16 protein-coding genes are annotated in these 13,024 nt (G+C 71.1%); 9 read left to right on the forward strand and 7 right to left on the reverse strand.

Annotated features, from left to right (window positions below):
• Positions 1-53 precede the first annotated feature (53 nt).
• Positions 54-1,091 (reverse strand): NlpC/P60 family protein, encoded by a 1,038-nt coding sequence (locus ACWEQO_RS27290; RefSeq protein ID WP_452985610.1) that lies wholly within the window; start codon positions 1,089-1,091, stop codon positions 54-56.
• A gap of 390 nt (positions 1,092-1,481) precedes the next feature.
• Here ACWEQO_RS27290 and ACWEQO_RS27295 point away from each other — a divergent pair, with 390 nt between their 5' ends.
• The 5 genes from ACWEQO_RS27295 (at position 1,482) to ACWEQO_RS27315 (ending at position 6,077) form a co-directional block, all read left to right on the forward strand.
• Entirely contained in the window at positions 1,482-1,850 is a 369-nt protein-coding gene (locus ACWEQO_RS27295) for a BlaI/MecI/CopY family transcriptional regulator (protein ID WP_384669769.1), read from the forward strand.
• A complete protein-coding gene (locus tag ACWEQO_RS27300) occupies positions 1,847-2,767 on the forward strand; it encodes a M56 family metallopeptidase (protein ID WP_452985611.1) in 921 nt (306 codons plus the stop codon). Before ACWEQO_RS27295 ends, ACWEQO_RS27300 begins: the two co-directional genes overlap by 4 nt.
• Positions 2,768-3,007: 240 nt before the next feature.
• On the forward strand, positions 3,008-3,616 hold the full coding sequence (locus ACWEQO_RS27305) for a heavy-metal-associated domain-containing protein (RefSeq protein ID WP_452985612.1): 609 nt from the start codon (positions 3,008-3,010) through the stop codon (positions 3,614-3,616).
• An 18-nt stretch (positions 3,617-3,634) separates the two neighbouring features.
• On the forward strand, positions 3,635-5,581 hold the full coding sequence (locus ACWEQO_RS27310) for a copper-translocating P-type ATPase (protein ID WP_452985613.1): 1,947 nt from the start codon (positions 3,635-3,637) through the stop codon (positions 5,579-5,581).
• Between the two features lie 211 nt (positions 5,582-5,792).
• Complete coding sequence (locus ACWEQO_RS27315) at positions 5,793-6,077, forward strand: hypothetical protein (RefSeq protein ID WP_452985614.1); 285 nt, start codon at positions 5,793-5,795, stop codon at positions 6,075-6,077.
• 239 nt (positions 6,078-6,316) lie between these two features.
• Here the strand turns inward: ACWEQO_RS27315 and ACWEQO_RS27320 are convergent, their stop codons facing one another.
• Positions 6,317-6,463, reverse strand: a complete 147-nt coding sequence (locus tag ACWEQO_RS27320; protein ID WP_384669763.1) for a hypothetical protein — start codon at positions 6,461-6,463, stop codon at positions 6,317-6,319.
• 100 nt (positions 6,464-6,563) lie between these two features.
• Here ACWEQO_RS27320 and ACWEQO_RS27325 point away from each other — a divergent pair, with 100 nt between their 5' ends.
• Positions 6,564-6,971: a MerR family transcriptional regulator gene (locus ACWEQO_RS27325; protein ID WP_452985615.1), complete on the forward strand. Its 408-nt coding sequence runs from the start codon at positions 6,564-6,566 to the stop codon at positions 6,969-6,971.
• Between the two features lie 686 nt (positions 6,972-7,657).
• On the opposite strand, the gene ACWEQO_RS27330 is transcribed toward ACWEQO_RS27325, so the two are convergent.
• The 3 genes from ACWEQO_RS27330 to ACWEQO_RS27340 form a co-directional block, all read right to left on the reverse strand.
• Entirely contained in the window at positions 7,658-7,990 is a 333-nt protein-coding gene (locus tag ACWEQO_RS27330; RefSeq protein WP_452985616.1) for a hypothetical protein, read from the reverse strand.
• Positions 7,983-8,999 carry a recombinase family protein gene (locus ACWEQO_RS27335; protein WP_452985617.1) on the reverse strand — a complete coding sequence of 339 codons (1,017 nt, stop codon included), beginning with the start codon at positions 8,997-8,999 and terminating at the stop codon, positions 7,983-7,985. Before ACWEQO_RS27335 ends, ACWEQO_RS27330 begins: the two co-directional genes overlap by 8 nt.
• A gap of 252 nt (positions 9,000-9,251) precedes the next feature.
• Positions 9,252-9,398, reverse strand: a complete 147-nt coding sequence (locus ACWEQO_RS27340; RefSeq protein WP_452985618.1) for a hypothetical protein — start codon at positions 9,396-9,398, stop codon at positions 9,252-9,254.
• A gap of 100 nt (positions 9,399-9,498) precedes the next feature.
• On the opposite strand from ACWEQO_RS27340, the gene ACWEQO_RS27345 reads away from it, so the two are divergent.
• Positions 9,499-9,906, forward strand: coding sequence for a MerR family DNA-binding protein (locus ACWEQO_RS27345; RefSeq protein WP_452985619.1), 408 nt, complete (start codon positions 9,499-9,501; stop codon positions 9,904-9,906).
• 148 nt (positions 9,907-10,054) lie between these two features.
• Here ACWEQO_RS27345 and ACWEQO_RS27350 read toward each other — a convergent pair whose 3' ends face one another.
• Both ACWEQO_RS27350 and ACWEQO_RS27355 read right to left on the reverse strand, forming a co-directional pair.
• Complete coding sequence (locus tag ACWEQO_RS27350; protein ID WP_452985620.1) at positions 10,055-10,363, reverse strand: mercury transporter; 309 nt, start codon at positions 10,361-10,363, stop codon at positions 10,055-10,057.
• A gap of 19 nt (positions 10,364-10,382) precedes the next feature.
• Entirely contained in the window at positions 10,383-10,760 is a 378-nt protein-coding gene (locus ACWEQO_RS27355) for an ArsR/SmtB family transcription factor (RefSeq protein WP_452985621.1), read from the reverse strand.
• Positions 10,761-10,877: 117 nt separating this feature from the next.
• Between ACWEQO_RS27355 and merA the strand changes: the two genes are divergently transcribed.
• Both merA and merB read left to right on the forward strand, forming a co-directional pair.
• Positions 10,878-12,317: a mercury(II) reductase gene (merA, locus tag ACWEQO_RS27360; protein ID WP_452985622.1), complete on the forward strand. Its 1,440-nt coding sequence runs from the start codon at positions 10,878-10,880 to the stop codon at positions 12,315-12,317.
• Between the two features lie 28 nt (positions 12,318-12,345).
• Entirely contained in the window at positions 12,346-12,993 is a 648-nt protein-coding gene (gene merB, locus ACWEQO_RS27365; protein ID WP_452985623.1) for an organomercurial lyase MerB, read from the forward strand.
• Positions 12,994-13,024 lie beyond the last annotated feature (31 nt).

Raw genomic sequence — 13,024 nt, forward strand, 5'->3', positions numbered from 1 at the left:
TTCTCGGTGCCGGAGCGGGTCCCTGGGCGCGTCCCCGGTCGCCAAGGCGGTGCTCAGACCCGTACGCCCCACATGAACGGCATGCCGCTGGTGCTGATCGGCTCATAGCGCACGACGGCGCCCGGCTTGGGGGCGTGGAGGATCTGCCCGTTGCCCGCGTAGAAGCCGACGTGGCTCAGGTCAGTGCGCATGAGGATGAGGTCACCGGGCTTGAGATCGCTCAGGGAGTTGATCCGGGTGCCGATGTTGGCCTGGGCCTGGGAGGTGCGGGGGATGGAGATGCCCGCCTGGTTGAAGGCCCAGGAGGTCAGCCCGGAGCAGTCGAAGGAGTTCGGCCCGGTGGCGCCCCAGACGTAGGGCATGCCGACCCGGGACTTGGCCGCCTCGAAGGCGGAGGTCGCGCGCTGCGAGCCGCTGGCCTCGTTACCCAGCTCGACCCGCTCGCTGGCACGGTTGGCCCGCTCCTCCTCGGCGGCGATCTTGGCGCGCTCCTTGGCGGACAGCGTGTTGAGGAGCTTTTGGGCCTGGGCGAGCTTGCCCTGGATCTCCTGCTTCTTGTCCTTCAGCTCCTTGCGGGTGCTCCCGAGGTCCGCGAGCTTCTGTGAGGCCTCCTCGCGCTGCTGGGCGAGCGTGCGCTGCTTGGCCTGGATCTTCTTGAGTGTGCTGAGCTGCCGACTGCTGAGTTGGTCCAGGGCGGCGGCCTTGTCCAGGTAGCTGTCGGGGTCGGAGGAGAGGAAGAGCTGCACGGAGGGGTCCACCCCGCCGCTGCGGTACTGCGCGGTGGCCAGCGACCCCAGGCCGTCCCGCAGTGTGTTGAGCTCGTCCTGGCCGCGGGCCACTGTGTCCTGCAGGTTGGTGACCTGCTTCTGCAGTTTGTCGTGCTTCTCTTTGGCGCCGTTGTACTTCTCGGTCGCCTGGGTGGCCTGCTCGTAGAGCCGGTCGACCTCCGCCTTCACCCCTTTCTTGTTGGGGTCCGGCAGGGGATCGGCCTGAGCCGACTGTGCGGTGAGGGCCACTACCGCCGCGGCGGTGGTAGTGAGCACGGTCGTACGGGCGCGGGTGGGCTGCTTGGGACGACGGTGGGACGCCACGGGGGCGAGCTCCTTCTTCCTCGGCCGCCTGCCGGACATGGGGCCCGGCTCCGCGTGACCTCCGCGGACTCGGCGGTACCCCCGCCGCCACCCCGGATGGGCGGCCGACCGTGCGAAGGCTCGGAGACGGATACTAGTCAGCTAAACAACTTAGCTGCAATCTGGTGGGTCACAGAGGTTGTTGGGGCACCAGGCGAAGTAAGAGAAGGAACTCTTCAGGTGTATCGGCATGTCAGGCAGGTGCCCAGGCCCACTTGTATCGCTAGGTTCCTTAGCTGTCATGTGCCAGTCATGGACCCTGCGGGACAGCGACGGCCACGGTCGGCCGGGCCACTACGATGAACCCGTGCCGGTCCGGCACCGTCGGCAGTCCGGGGCGGAGGAACACGCGTGCGGCCACTGGGTGAGCTGGAGGCGGAGATCATGACCCGCCTGTGGGCCTGGGGGCGCCCGGCCACCGCGCGAGATCTCCTCGCGGACCTCACCAGGACCCGCCCCCTCGCCTACAGCACCGTCAAGACCGTCGCCGAGATCCTGTACCGCAAGGGCATGCTCCGACGGCAGAAGGAAGGGCGGGCCTGGCGGTACGAGCCCACCTGCACCCGCCAGCAGTACACCGCGGCGCTGATGCGCGACGCGCTGGGCGACAACCCCGACCCCGCCGGCACACTCCTGAGCTTCGTCGAGCGGATGTCGCCGGACGAGGTGGAGGCGCTACGCTCGGCCCTGCGGGCGGCACAGCGGAGGAACCAGACGTGACAGCGGCCCTGGCGCTCGCCGGATACGCCCTCCTGATCGGTGCCGTCGCCCCCACCGCGCTGGCCCGGGCCCGGTGGACCCACCACGCCCCCCGGCTGGCGATCCTCACCTGGCACGGACTGATGGCGACGTTCGTCATCACCGTCGCACTGATCCTCTACCACGTCGCCCTGCGAGAGCCGCACGTCCACGACGGGCTGCTCGGCCTGCTCACCGCCTGCGGCCTGCTCCCCGGCGCCGCAGTCTTCGGCCCGGCACCGCACACCGCCGCCGACCCTGCCGCCCTGCTGCCGCCGACCCTCGCCGTGCTTCTCCCCGGCGGCTGGTTTCTGCGCACGGTCTGGCGCACCCGGCGCGCCCAGCGCCGCCACCTGGCCATGCTCGCCATGGTGGGCCGCCCCTCCTTCGAGCACGATGCCGTCGTCGTCGACCATGACACCCCGGCCGTCTACTGCCTGCCCGGACGCTCCCGCCAGGTGGTCGTGACCGAAGGAGCGATCAAGACCCTCTCCCGCGAACAACTCCGGGCCGTGCTTGCACACGAGCGAGCCCATATCACCGGCCGGCACCACCTGTGCCACGCGGCCGCCGAGGCGTTCGCACACGCCTTCCCGAAACTGCCGCTCGCCCGGCACGCCCGCGAGCAGACCGCCCTGCTGCTGGAGATGGCCGCAGACGACCAGGCCCTGCGCTCCCACTCCCGGGAGACCCTGGCCACCGCGATGTGCGAGGTCGCGGCAGGCCAGACGCCCCGGGCGGCCTTCGGCGCAGGCGGGCCCAGCGCGGCCGTCCGGCTGCACCGCCTCCTCACCCCGAAAGCCACGCCGCACCGTGCGACGCGGCTGGCGATCGTCGGCTGCTCCGTCGCCGCCCCCCTGCTGCCGCTGCTCATCGCCTGCGGTCTGCTCGTGGGCTGACCGGGGCCGAGTTCCGTCGCCGCAGCTCATCCCGCCCCACCCTCGTACGGGCACCGGGCAGGAGCCGGCCGGCTTCGAGCCGCTGCGGGGCCCGGGCGGCGGCTCCCGGTGCGCCCGCCGGCCACCCGCCGGTCCGGGCGCCGTGCCCCTATAGCCGCGCTTCCGTGTGTGTCCCCGGGGGAGTGGGTACTGAAGACATCTCGTTCCACACAGCGCTTTTCTGCCTGAGGAGGAACGGCCGTGTCCCACTCGGCGGACGCCCACCACCCCCCGCACCCCCTGGCCGCCGCGGACAAGGAGCGCAGCACGGCGGTGCTGGACGTGCGCGGCATGGTGCGGGCGTCCCAGCAGAGCACGGTCGCCGCTGCGCTGGGCCGGCGTCCGGGCGTGCTGGAGGTGGAGGCCAACCCGGTGGCGCAGTCGGCCACGGTGGTCTACGACCCGCGGCGCACCTCGCTGGCCGAGCTGCGCCGGTGGGTGACCGAGTGCGGCTACCACTGCGCGGGCCAGTCGGTGCCCGCCCACCTGTGCGACCCGATGGAGGAGCCCGACCCGGCCGACGAGCCCGCCGGACATGCGAGTCGTGGCACGGGGACGGCCGTGGCACCCGGGCCGGCGGAACACGCCGGGCACGGCGCCGGGACGGCCGGGCCGGCCGAGCGCGTCGACCACGAACGGCATGAGCGGCACGCGGAGCACGAGGGCCACGCCAGGCCAAAGGGAGAGCTCTCGCCGCACGAGGCGATGGGCCACGGCGGCCACGGCGGGATGTCCATGGCGGCGATGGTGGCCGACATGCGCAACCGCTTCCTGGTGGCGCTGGTCTTCTCCCTCCCCATCGTGCTCTAGTCGCCGATCGGCGAGGACGTGCTGGGCCTGCACGTGCCGGTGCCCTTCGGCCTGCGGCAGGACGTGTGGGCGCTGCTGCTGAGCCTGCCGGTGATCTTCTACTCGTGCACGATCTTCTTCGACGGCGCGGGGCGGGCCCTGCGCAACCGCACCCTGGACATGATGGTGCTGGTCGCGGTCGCCATCAGCGCCGGCTGGCTGTACTCCCTGGTCATCACCCTCACCGGGGGCGGGGAGGTCTTCTACGAGGCGGCCACCGTCCTGGCCGCCTTCGTGCTGCTCGGCCACTGGGTGGAGATGCGCGCCCGCGGCGGCGCCAACGACGCGGTGCGCACCCTGCTCGACCTGGCCCCGCCCAAGGCGCTGGTCATCCGCGACGGGGAGCCGGTGGAGGTGCCCACCGCCGAGATCGCCGCCGGCGACCTGCTGCTGGTCCGCCCCGGCGCCAAGGTCGCCGTCGACGGTGTGGTCGAGGAGGGCGAGAGCGAGGTCGACGAGTCGATGGTCACCGGCGAGAGCCTGCCGGTGCACAAGGCACCCGGTGACCAGGTGGTGGGCGCGACCATCAACACCCACGGCACGCTGCGGGTCCGCGCCACCAGGGTCGGCTCCGACACCGCGCTGGCGCAGATCGTCAAACTCGTCCAGCAGGCCCAGAACTCCAAGGCCCCAGGCCAGCGGCTGGCGGACCGGGCCGCCTTCTGGCTGGTCTTCGTCGCCCTGGTCGGCGGCGCGGCGACGCTGGCCGTCTGGCTGCTGGCCACCGACCGCTCCTTCGGCACCGCGATGCTGTTCGCCATCACCGTCGTGGTGATCACCTGCCCGGACGCGCTGGGCCTGGCCACCCCGACCGCGATCATGGTGGGCACCGGCCTGGACGCCAAGCGGGGCGTGCTGTTCAAGAACGCCGCCGCCCTGGAGACCGCCGCAAGCATCCACACCGTGGTGATGGACAAGACCGGCACCCTCACCCGGGGCGAACCCGAGGTCACCGACGTGCTCACCGCCGGGGGCCGGCAGGAGGACGAACTGCTGCGGCTGGTCGCCGCGGTGGAACGCGAGTCCGAGCACCCGCTGGCGGCAGCCATTGTCCGTCACGCCCAGGCGCGCTCGATGGCCTCGGCGAGCGCCCAGGAGTTCGTCAACATTCCCGGCCACGGCGCGACCGCCACCGTCGACGGCCGCCGGGTCGCGGTCGGCAACCGCCGCCTGATGGAGCGGGAGGGCGTCGACCTCGGCCCGCTGGCCGCCCGCCGGGACGAGCTGGCCGCCGGCGGACGCACCGCCGTCGACGGCCGGGCGGCGGGCCTGATCGGCCTCGCCGACGCACCCCGCCAGACCTCGGCCAAGGCGGTGGCCGAACTGCGCTCCCTGGGCGTGGAGACCGTCATGCTCACCGGCGACAACCGGGCCACCGCCGAGCACACCGCCGCCCGGCTGGGCATCGACACCGTCATCGCCGAGGTCCTGCCCGGCGACAAGGCGGCCAGGATCGCCGAACTCCAGCGGGACGGCCGCAGGGTCGCCATGGTCGGCGACGGCGTCAACGACGCCCCGGCACTCGCCCGGGCCGACCTGGGCATCGCCATCGGCGCCGGCACCGACGTCGCCATCGAGACCGCCGGCCTCGTCCTGATGCGCTCCGACCCCCTCGACGTCCCCACCGCCCTGCGCCTCGGCCGCGGCACGCTGCGCAAGATGCGGCAGAACCTCGGCTGGGCCATCGGCTACAACGCCGTCGCCCTGCCGATCGCCGCGGGCGTCTTCGAACCCGCCCTCGGCCTGGTCCTCCGCCCCGAGATCGCCGCCCTGTCGATGTCCGGCTCCAGCGTCATCGTCGCCCTCAACGCCCTCGCCCTCAAACGCCTCCGCCTGCCCGAAGCCCCGCCCCCGCCCGCCGCGCCGCCGCAGAAGGCCCCGGCCCGCCCGGTCACCGCGGGGAGCCCCTCCGGCGGCGCACGGTGAGACGCCGCGCCGCCGGCCGCAGTGCCCGTCTGCACCCCGGGCCGCAGCGGCTGCTGCGCCCTTGTCACCGTGGCGACGGGCGAGTGCCGGCGTGGGGCCGAGTCCCCGGCCCCTTCCAGCGGCCCCGGACGTGCCGCGCTCGCCCTGAGGCGCGCCGGGCGCTCGAGGTCTGCGGGCTGCCGGGCGAATAGGCCGCGGGGCGAGGGGAACGGTGCACGCCGCATGGTGCGGCCTGACCCCGGAGCAGGCCCTGCAGCAGGCTCCGGAGGAGGCGCGGCAGGAGATCGCGGCCATGGAGGAGGAGTCGCGCCGCACGATGGCCGAGCTGCGCGAGGTGCCGCGGGGAAGCAGTTCGACATCGAGTTCGCGCGGCGGATCATTTCCCACCACAAGCTCGGGGATCATCGAGTTCATCAAGGTGCAGCCACGGGCCGACCACCCCGCTGGTTTTGTTCGTGAGTGGTGGTTCTGGCACATATTCCGTGAGCGATCTTGAGTCCGGCCTCCCCGGACCCCAACGACGCGTGGTCCTCGCAGCTCACGTAACGCGCGCGCCTCCTGCCGGCGAGAGCCAGCAGGATCTTTCACGGAATGTGTGCCAGAACCCGAGTTTGGGAGGCGCCTGCACGCTTGCAAGGCAGTGCCGGGATGCTCTTGCTGAAGGTGCTGGTCAACGGTGTACGTGGCGATCGGGTCTGGGCCACCCATTCCGGGTGGCCCAGACCCTCAGTGCGGCTACGAAGCCTTGACCATCGTCTTGCCGCAGCAACACGTCGGGTTCTGCTGGCCGCCGCACGTCGACGGGGCGCCCTTGGTCACCGTCAGCTCGCACCCGCAGTTCTCATCGGGGCAGCGGTAGACCTCTCCCTCACGGAACGGCATCGCTCTCACCTCCACTTTTCGCGTTCTGATCCGTCACGAGCGACGCTAGAACCTGGCCCCAGGGTCAAGGTCAACACTGGGCGGCGAAGGAGGAACGATCATGGCGTTGCAGGGACTGACTATCGGGCAGGCCGCGCAGACCGCAGGGCTCACCCGCAAGGCCGTCCGTGTCTACGAGGCCAAGGGGCTACTGCCCAAGGCCGAGCGCAGCACGGCCGGCTACCGGCTCTACACCCAGGACGACGTCGAACTGCTGACCTTCATCCGCCATGCTCGAACCCTCGGACTCCGCCTCGAAGACGTCCGCGAGGTTCTCGAGATCCGCCGCGGCGGCACACCGCCCTGCGACGCCGTCCGCGACCTGCTCGACGCACGCATTGCAGAGATCGACGCCACCGTCAACGACCTCATCGCCCTCCGCGAGAACCTCGCCGACACTCGGCGAGCAGCTGACGACCGCCCTTACGGAGAGCCTTCTACCGTCTGCTCGATCATCGAAGACGCCTGAGGGGGCCGGGGCCGCTGGCCCTCGCCCACGCCAGTGCCGTCATTTCTCATCAACATCCACGACCCAGTTGATCGCTGGACGACTCCGGAACCCGTCGACAAACGCTGTCCCTTGGGGGTTCTGGCACACATTCCGTTTGCGCCGTGAGGCACTGCTGGTTCGAGTGGAGGTGGAAGGCCTGCACCAACTCGCTGTCGCAGCAGTCGGGTTGAAGCTGAGGGCAGCCTGATCCGGGTGATGCCGGGGAGGGCGAGAGCGGCCCTGACAACGCCGGGACGCGACCAGTACTGCCAGATGGGGCGGGTCCGGCAAGCGTGATGGAGAGGAGTACGCGAGAAACCGGCGTTTTACGTCTCTTAAAGTGCCTCCGGCTCAAACCTGGCGGATCAGGACCGGTAGCGGTGCGTATGCAGGTCACTCTTTCGGGTGGTCTGCCAACTCTTGGGCCGGTCTACGAAAGCCGGCCGGGAGGCCACGAGGAAAGCCTGCGGCGTACTCGTGGCGATGCCGCAGGGACACAGCCGGGCTCCTCCTTCATCGAGCGAACCACAGTGAACACGGGAACCGTCCCGAACCTCGCCCTGCCACCTGCCTCCAGCAGGCTCGGCCTTGGGGACCATCGGAACAGCCATTAGCGCTAAGCCGGTGATCTTGGTCCCTGGGCCGTCGCCCGCGCGCCACCGCCCTCAGTCCTCATCTCCCGCTGTCGTCTCGCTGACGAGCCTGAGGGCGGGGCGCTGTGGGGCGAACTCGCCGAGTTCCAGCGCCGCCTCGCGCCAGTTGGCGGCGAGCTGAAGCAGCCGTTCGCTGTCCTGGCGGTAGCCGGGCGGAGGGGTGTCCGGGACAGCGGGCCACAGGATGGTGGCGGCGAACCGGAGCCCGTGCATGGCCGCGGTGGCGTGAGCGTCGATGCTCCCGCCTTCCAGGCGCCGCAGCATGTCGAGCCGGGTGGCGGCGGCGAGGAGTTCGTCGTAGACCTTCGCGTATTCCTGCGCGCGTACGGCGTGGAGGTCATCCACGTCGGGTGCCTGCGGCGTTCGGGTGGGGCTGGGCCTGGAGCCGTTCGCGCAGGTCGATCTCCTCGGCGGTGAGCGGTTCCCCGGCCTGGCGGATGCGGACGGACTTGGGCCGCAGCGGCAGGCCGTCGTCCGCCGCGGTGGCCTCGGCCTCGGCGAGCGCCCGGTACAGCGAGGCGACCGAGGGGGACTTGCCCGCGTTCTTCCCGACCTTGATGGTGAGCTTCTTCGCGATCTCGGGGACGGGGACGCCCTTGTCCTTGAGGGCGACGGCGAAGGTGAGCATGTCGTCGTCGATGACCTTCGGCCGCCCGCCGTGGTTGCCCTTGGACGCGGCGATGACCTGGCCTTCGAGGGTCTTCTCCCGGATGTAGTTGCGCTCGATCTGCCCGGCGACGGCGAGCACGGCGAAGAACATGGCGCCCATGCCGTTGGGGTCGTAGATCCCGGTGAGGGGGCCGGTGAGGAGTTCGAGCTGGATGCCGCCGGCTTGGAGCTCGGCGGACAGCGTCATCAGCTCGGCCGCGTTCCTGGCCAGACGCTTCAGCTCGTGCACCGTGAAGATGACCGGCGTCTCGGGTGCGGCCTCCTTGAACTGGTGGGCCAGCGCGAGCGCCTTCTCCAGCTCGGGCCGCACCTTGATCCTGGTGCTGATCTGCTCCTTGAAGACCTTGTGGCACTCGGCCCGGTGGAGGGCTTCGAGCTGGCTCGCCAGTTCCTGCCGGGCGGTCGATGTCCTCGCATACCCGATCCTGACCGGTCGCTCGGTGCGGGGCGCGGGCACGACGGCGAGCGCCGGTTGCTGCTTCCACGCGCGGCCGGGGAGCCGGTCGGCGGGGACGGGGACCTCCAGTTCCTCGCGGAGCGCGGGGACGAGGACGAAGCGCGGGGTGTGGTACTTCGCGGCGGTCTTCCCGCCCCGGGTGCGGCAGGCGCTGCCGGCGGGCGCGTCACAGTTCGGGCAGTCGTGACGTTCTACCGCAAGTGCGGCCTGATCGGGCGTCAAATCCATGGACGCAGTCTCTCAGAAGTGCCTCGCACAACATGCCGGTTTCGAGAGGACTTTTGCGAACAGCGACCTGCGGAAATGTGATCACTGAGGGGCCGTTCTCAGAACTCTCACAGATGGTCATTTGTGCGAGACCTCGCCTCGCTCCCTCTCTTCACGAGTCGTGGGCGGCACGGGAGTGCTTGGCCACGCCAGTACCCGCCAGGTCTGCCCCGGCGTGGTCACGAGGGCAGACCTGCGGGCTCCGCTGGCCGGCTACTCCGCCTTGACCATGGTCTTGCCGCAGCAGCACGTCGGGGCCTGCTGGCCTCCGCAGGTCGCCGGGGCGCCCTTGGTCACCGTCAGCTCGCACCCGCAGCTTTCATCGGGACAGCGGTAGACCTCTCCCTCACGGAACGGCATCGCGCTCACCTCCATCTTTTCGCGTTCTGATCCGTCACGAGCGACGCTAGAACCTGGCCCCAGGGGCAAGGTCAAGACTGGGAGACAAGGAGGAACGATCATGGCGATGCAAGGACTGACCATCGGGCAGGCGGCTCGGGCCGCAGGGCTCACCCGCAAGGCGGTACGGGTCTACGAGGGCAAAGGGCTGCTGCGGCAGGCGGAGCGGACCCTGGCCAGCTACCGGCTCTACACGCCCGACGACGTCGAGCTCCTGACGTTCATCCGCCAGGCCCGCACCCTGGGGCTCCACCTCGACGACGTCCGCGAGGTGCTGGAGATCCGTCGCGGCGGGACGCCCCCATGCGATGCGGTCCGTAGCCTTCTCGACGCGCGCATCGCCGAGATCGACGCCACCGTCAAGGATCTCCTGGCCCTGCGGCAGACGCTCACCGAAACTCGCCAGGCCGCCGACGACCGCCCATGCGGGGAGCCGTCCACCGTCTGCTCGATCATCCAGGACGCCTGAGTTCTGGGGTGGACTGCTGTCGCCGGTCCGACGGCGTGACGTCGTCTCGTGACCGTCCGCCCGACCGCCGCCCGGCCACCGCTGTTCAAACTGCCAGCCAAACGCTGCTGCAGAACGGGAACAAAGCCACCGCGCGGCAGGGCGGAGCTCAGCGGCGGTGACCCTTGGTGCTGTCTTCGGTGCGTGTCGGCGAACAGCAGGCATCGCGGCCGGAACGGCGGCGACGGACGACGGTGGCGGCAGGGGCCGCGGCCGCGGCCGCCAGGACGACGACGGCAGTGGCGATCACCCAGGGGTTGCCGAGGAGGCCGCCGATTCCGGCGAGGGCGCCGGCGGCGACGAGGGCGGGCCCGGCACAGCAGATGACCATCAGGACGGCGGCGCCGATCCCGGCCGCCATCGTGCCGGTGCCGGAGCTCTTCTTGTCATGGCCTGGGGGGCGGTCGGTGATGGGCATGGCGGGTCGCTCCTCGCGGTCAGTCCTGGTTTTCGGGGATGCGGGTGCAGCAGGTCAGGGCGGCGGTGTTGTCCGCGGCCAGGGAGCGGGCGAGCACGAGCAGGTCGGCGACGCGCGGGTCGCCGACGGAGTAGCGCAGTTTCTTGCCGTCGCGGCGGGCGGTGACGTAGCCGCAGTCGGTGAGGCAGGACAGGTGCACCGAGACGCGCGGCTGGGAGATGCGGGCGTGGGCGACGCAGTCGGCGGAGGTGCGCTCGCCTCGAAGGATGTACTCCAGCAGCTTCAGGCGGGTGGGGTCGGCCAGGGCGCGGAAGAACTTCGCCACCGTGTCCAGATGGGTACACGGCAGCTCCTGCACACCCTCTCGGACAGGAGGGGCGGGGGCGCGGTTGCTCATGTGGGCCTCCACAACTAGAACTATTCGCCTAACCGCATAGTATGGCCTCAAGGGCTATTCGGGAAAGCGCATAGAACGGTTCCGGTCACACGGAGCCGCAGGCGAGGAGGTGCTGTGGTGAGCGCAGCGGACAACGGTTTCGATCTGGCGGTCATCGGTTCGGGCGGTGGGGCGTTCGCCGCCGCGATCGCCGCGCGGCGCAAGGGCCGCTCGGTGGTGATGGTCGAGCGGGCCACCACCGGCGGCACGTGTGTGAACACCGGCTGCGTGCCGTCCAAGGCGCTGCTGGCCGCGGCCGAGGCCCGCCGCAGCGCGCTGGAGGGGCAGCGTTTCCCCGGCATCCGGACCGAGGCCGGTCCGGTGGACTTCGACGCGCTGATCGACGGCAAGGACAAGCTGGTCCAGGAGATGCGGGCACAGAAGTACACGGACCTGGCCGCCGAGTACGGCTGGGACATCCTTGAGGGCACCGCCCGCTTCACCGGCGACTGGGACAATCCCGCCCTGGAAGTGGCGCCGGCCGACGGCGGCGGCAGCGGCCGGATCGAGGCCGCGCACTATCTGATCGCCACCGGCTCGACCCCGTGGGCGCCGCCCGTCGACGGGCTTCAGGAGGCCGGCTACCTGACCTCCACCACCGCGATGAACCTGGACGTACTGCCCGAAAGCCTGCTGGTCCTGGGGGCGGGGTACGTCGGGCTGGAGCAGGCCCAGCTGTTCGCCCGCCTGGGCACCAAGGTGACCGTGGTGGCCCGCAGCCGCCTGACCTCCGGCGAGGAACCCGAGATCTCCGCCGCCCTTCAGGACGTCTTCGCGGACGAGGGCATCACAGTCCACACCCGCACCCGCCTGACCGCGGTGCGCCGGGACTCGGGCGGGATCGTGGCGACCGCCCGCACCGGCGATGGCCGCGAACTCCAGCTACGCGCCACACATCTGCTGGTGGCCACCGGCCGCCGTCCGGTCACCGATGACCTGGGCCTGGAGGCGGTCGGGGTGGAAACCGGCGAGCGCGGTGAAGTCGTCGTCGACGAGCAGCTGCGCACGGCGAACCCGCGGATCTGGGCGGCCGGGGACGTCACCGGGCATCCCCAGTTCGTCTACGTCGCCTCCGCCCACGGCGCGCTCGCCGTCGACAACGCCTTCGACGGCGCCGGGCGCACGGTGGACTACCACCACCTGCCGCGGGTCACCTTCACCAGCCCGGCCATCGCCTCCGCCGGCCTGACCGACGCCGAGGCCATCGCCCAGGGCTACACGTGCGACTGCCGCGTCCTGCCATTGGAGTACGTGCCGCGTGCGCTGGTCAACCGCGACACCCGCGGCCTGATCAAGCTCGTCGCCGACGCCTCCACCGGCCGCCTGCTCGGAGCGCACGTGCTGGCCGACGGCGCCGGTGACGTCATCGCCGCCGCCGTCTACGCCCTGGCGGGCGGGATGACCGTGCAGCAGATGGCCGACCTGTGGTGCCCGTACCTGACCATGGCCGAGGGCCTGAAGCTCGCCGCCCAGACCTACACCCGCGACGTCACCAAGCTCTCCTGCTGCGCCTCCTGACCTCTTGCCCCCTGAAAGGCACGACACCATGGACACCGATCCCGGCCGGCTCGCCGCCCGACTCACCCAAGCCTTCAGCGCCGCGAGCAGCGCACAGGCCCGCCCGTGGCTGTGGCGCACCCTGCTGAAACTCCTCAGCCAGGGCCGGCCCGTCACCACCGGCGACCTCATCGAGGCCACCGGCCGCAGCGAAGAGGAGATCCGCGAGGCACTGGCCACGCTGCCGGACACCGAATACGACCCGGCCGGGCGCGTAGTCGGCAGCGGCATCACCCTCATCCCCACCCCGCACCGCTTCACCGTCGACGGACGCCGGCTGTACACCTGGTGCGCCCTGGACACCCTGATGTTCCCCGCCGTCCTGGGCCGCCCTGCCCAGGTCACCTCCCCCTGCCACGCCACCGGCACGCCCGTCCGGCTCACCGTGCAGGACGACCGGATCAAGGACCTGGAGCCGGCCACCGCGGTCCTCTCCCTCGTCACCCCCGACGACGTGACGTCCGTGCGCTCGGCGTTCTGCAACCAGGTCCACTTCTTCGCCTCCGCCGAGGCCGCCGCCCCGTGGCTTGCCCAGCACCCCCAGGCCACTGCCGTACCCGTCGAGCAGGCCCTCGCCGTCGGCCGCCCGCTCACCACCACGTTCCAGGACCCGGACCAGGCCGGATGCTGCCGCTGACCCCCACTTGCCGGACAGCCCGAGGACGACC

This window comes from Streptomyces sp. NPDC004051 (genome assembly GCF_053604275.1).

Coding starts and splice junctions, on each gene's coding strand:
- ACWEQO_RS27320 (WP_384669763.1), bottom strand. CDS start 6,463: ATGCCGTTCCGTGAGGGAGAGGTCTACCGCTGCCCCGATGAGAACTGC.
- ACWEQO_RS27325 (WP_452985615.1), top strand. CDS start 6,564: ATGGCGTTGCAGGGACTGACTATCGGGCAGGCCGCGCAGACCGCAGGG.
- ACWEQO_RS27335 (WP_452985617.1), bottom strand. CDS start 8,999: ATGGATTTGACGCCCGATCAGGCCGCACTTGCGGTAGAACGTCACGAC.
- ACWEQO_RS27340 (WP_452985618.1), bottom strand. CDS start 9,398: ATGCCGTTCCGTGAGGGAGAGGTCTACCGCTGTCCCGATGAAAGCTGC.
- ACWEQO_RS27345 (WP_452985619.1), top strand. CDS start 9,499: ATGGCGATGCAAGGACTGACCATCGGGCAGGCGGCTCGGGCCGCAGGG.
- ACWEQO_RS27350 (WP_452985620.1), bottom strand. CDS start 10,363: ATGCCCATCACCGACCGCCCCCCAGGCCATGACAAGAAGAGCTCCGGC.
- ACWEQO_RS27355 (WP_452985621.1), bottom strand. CDS start 10,760: ATGAGCAACCGCGCCCCCGCCCCTCCTGTCCGAGAGGGTGTGCAGGAG.
- merB (WP_452985623.1), top strand. CDS start 12,346: ATGGACACCGATCCCGGCCGGCTCGCCGCCCGACTCACCCAAGCCTTC.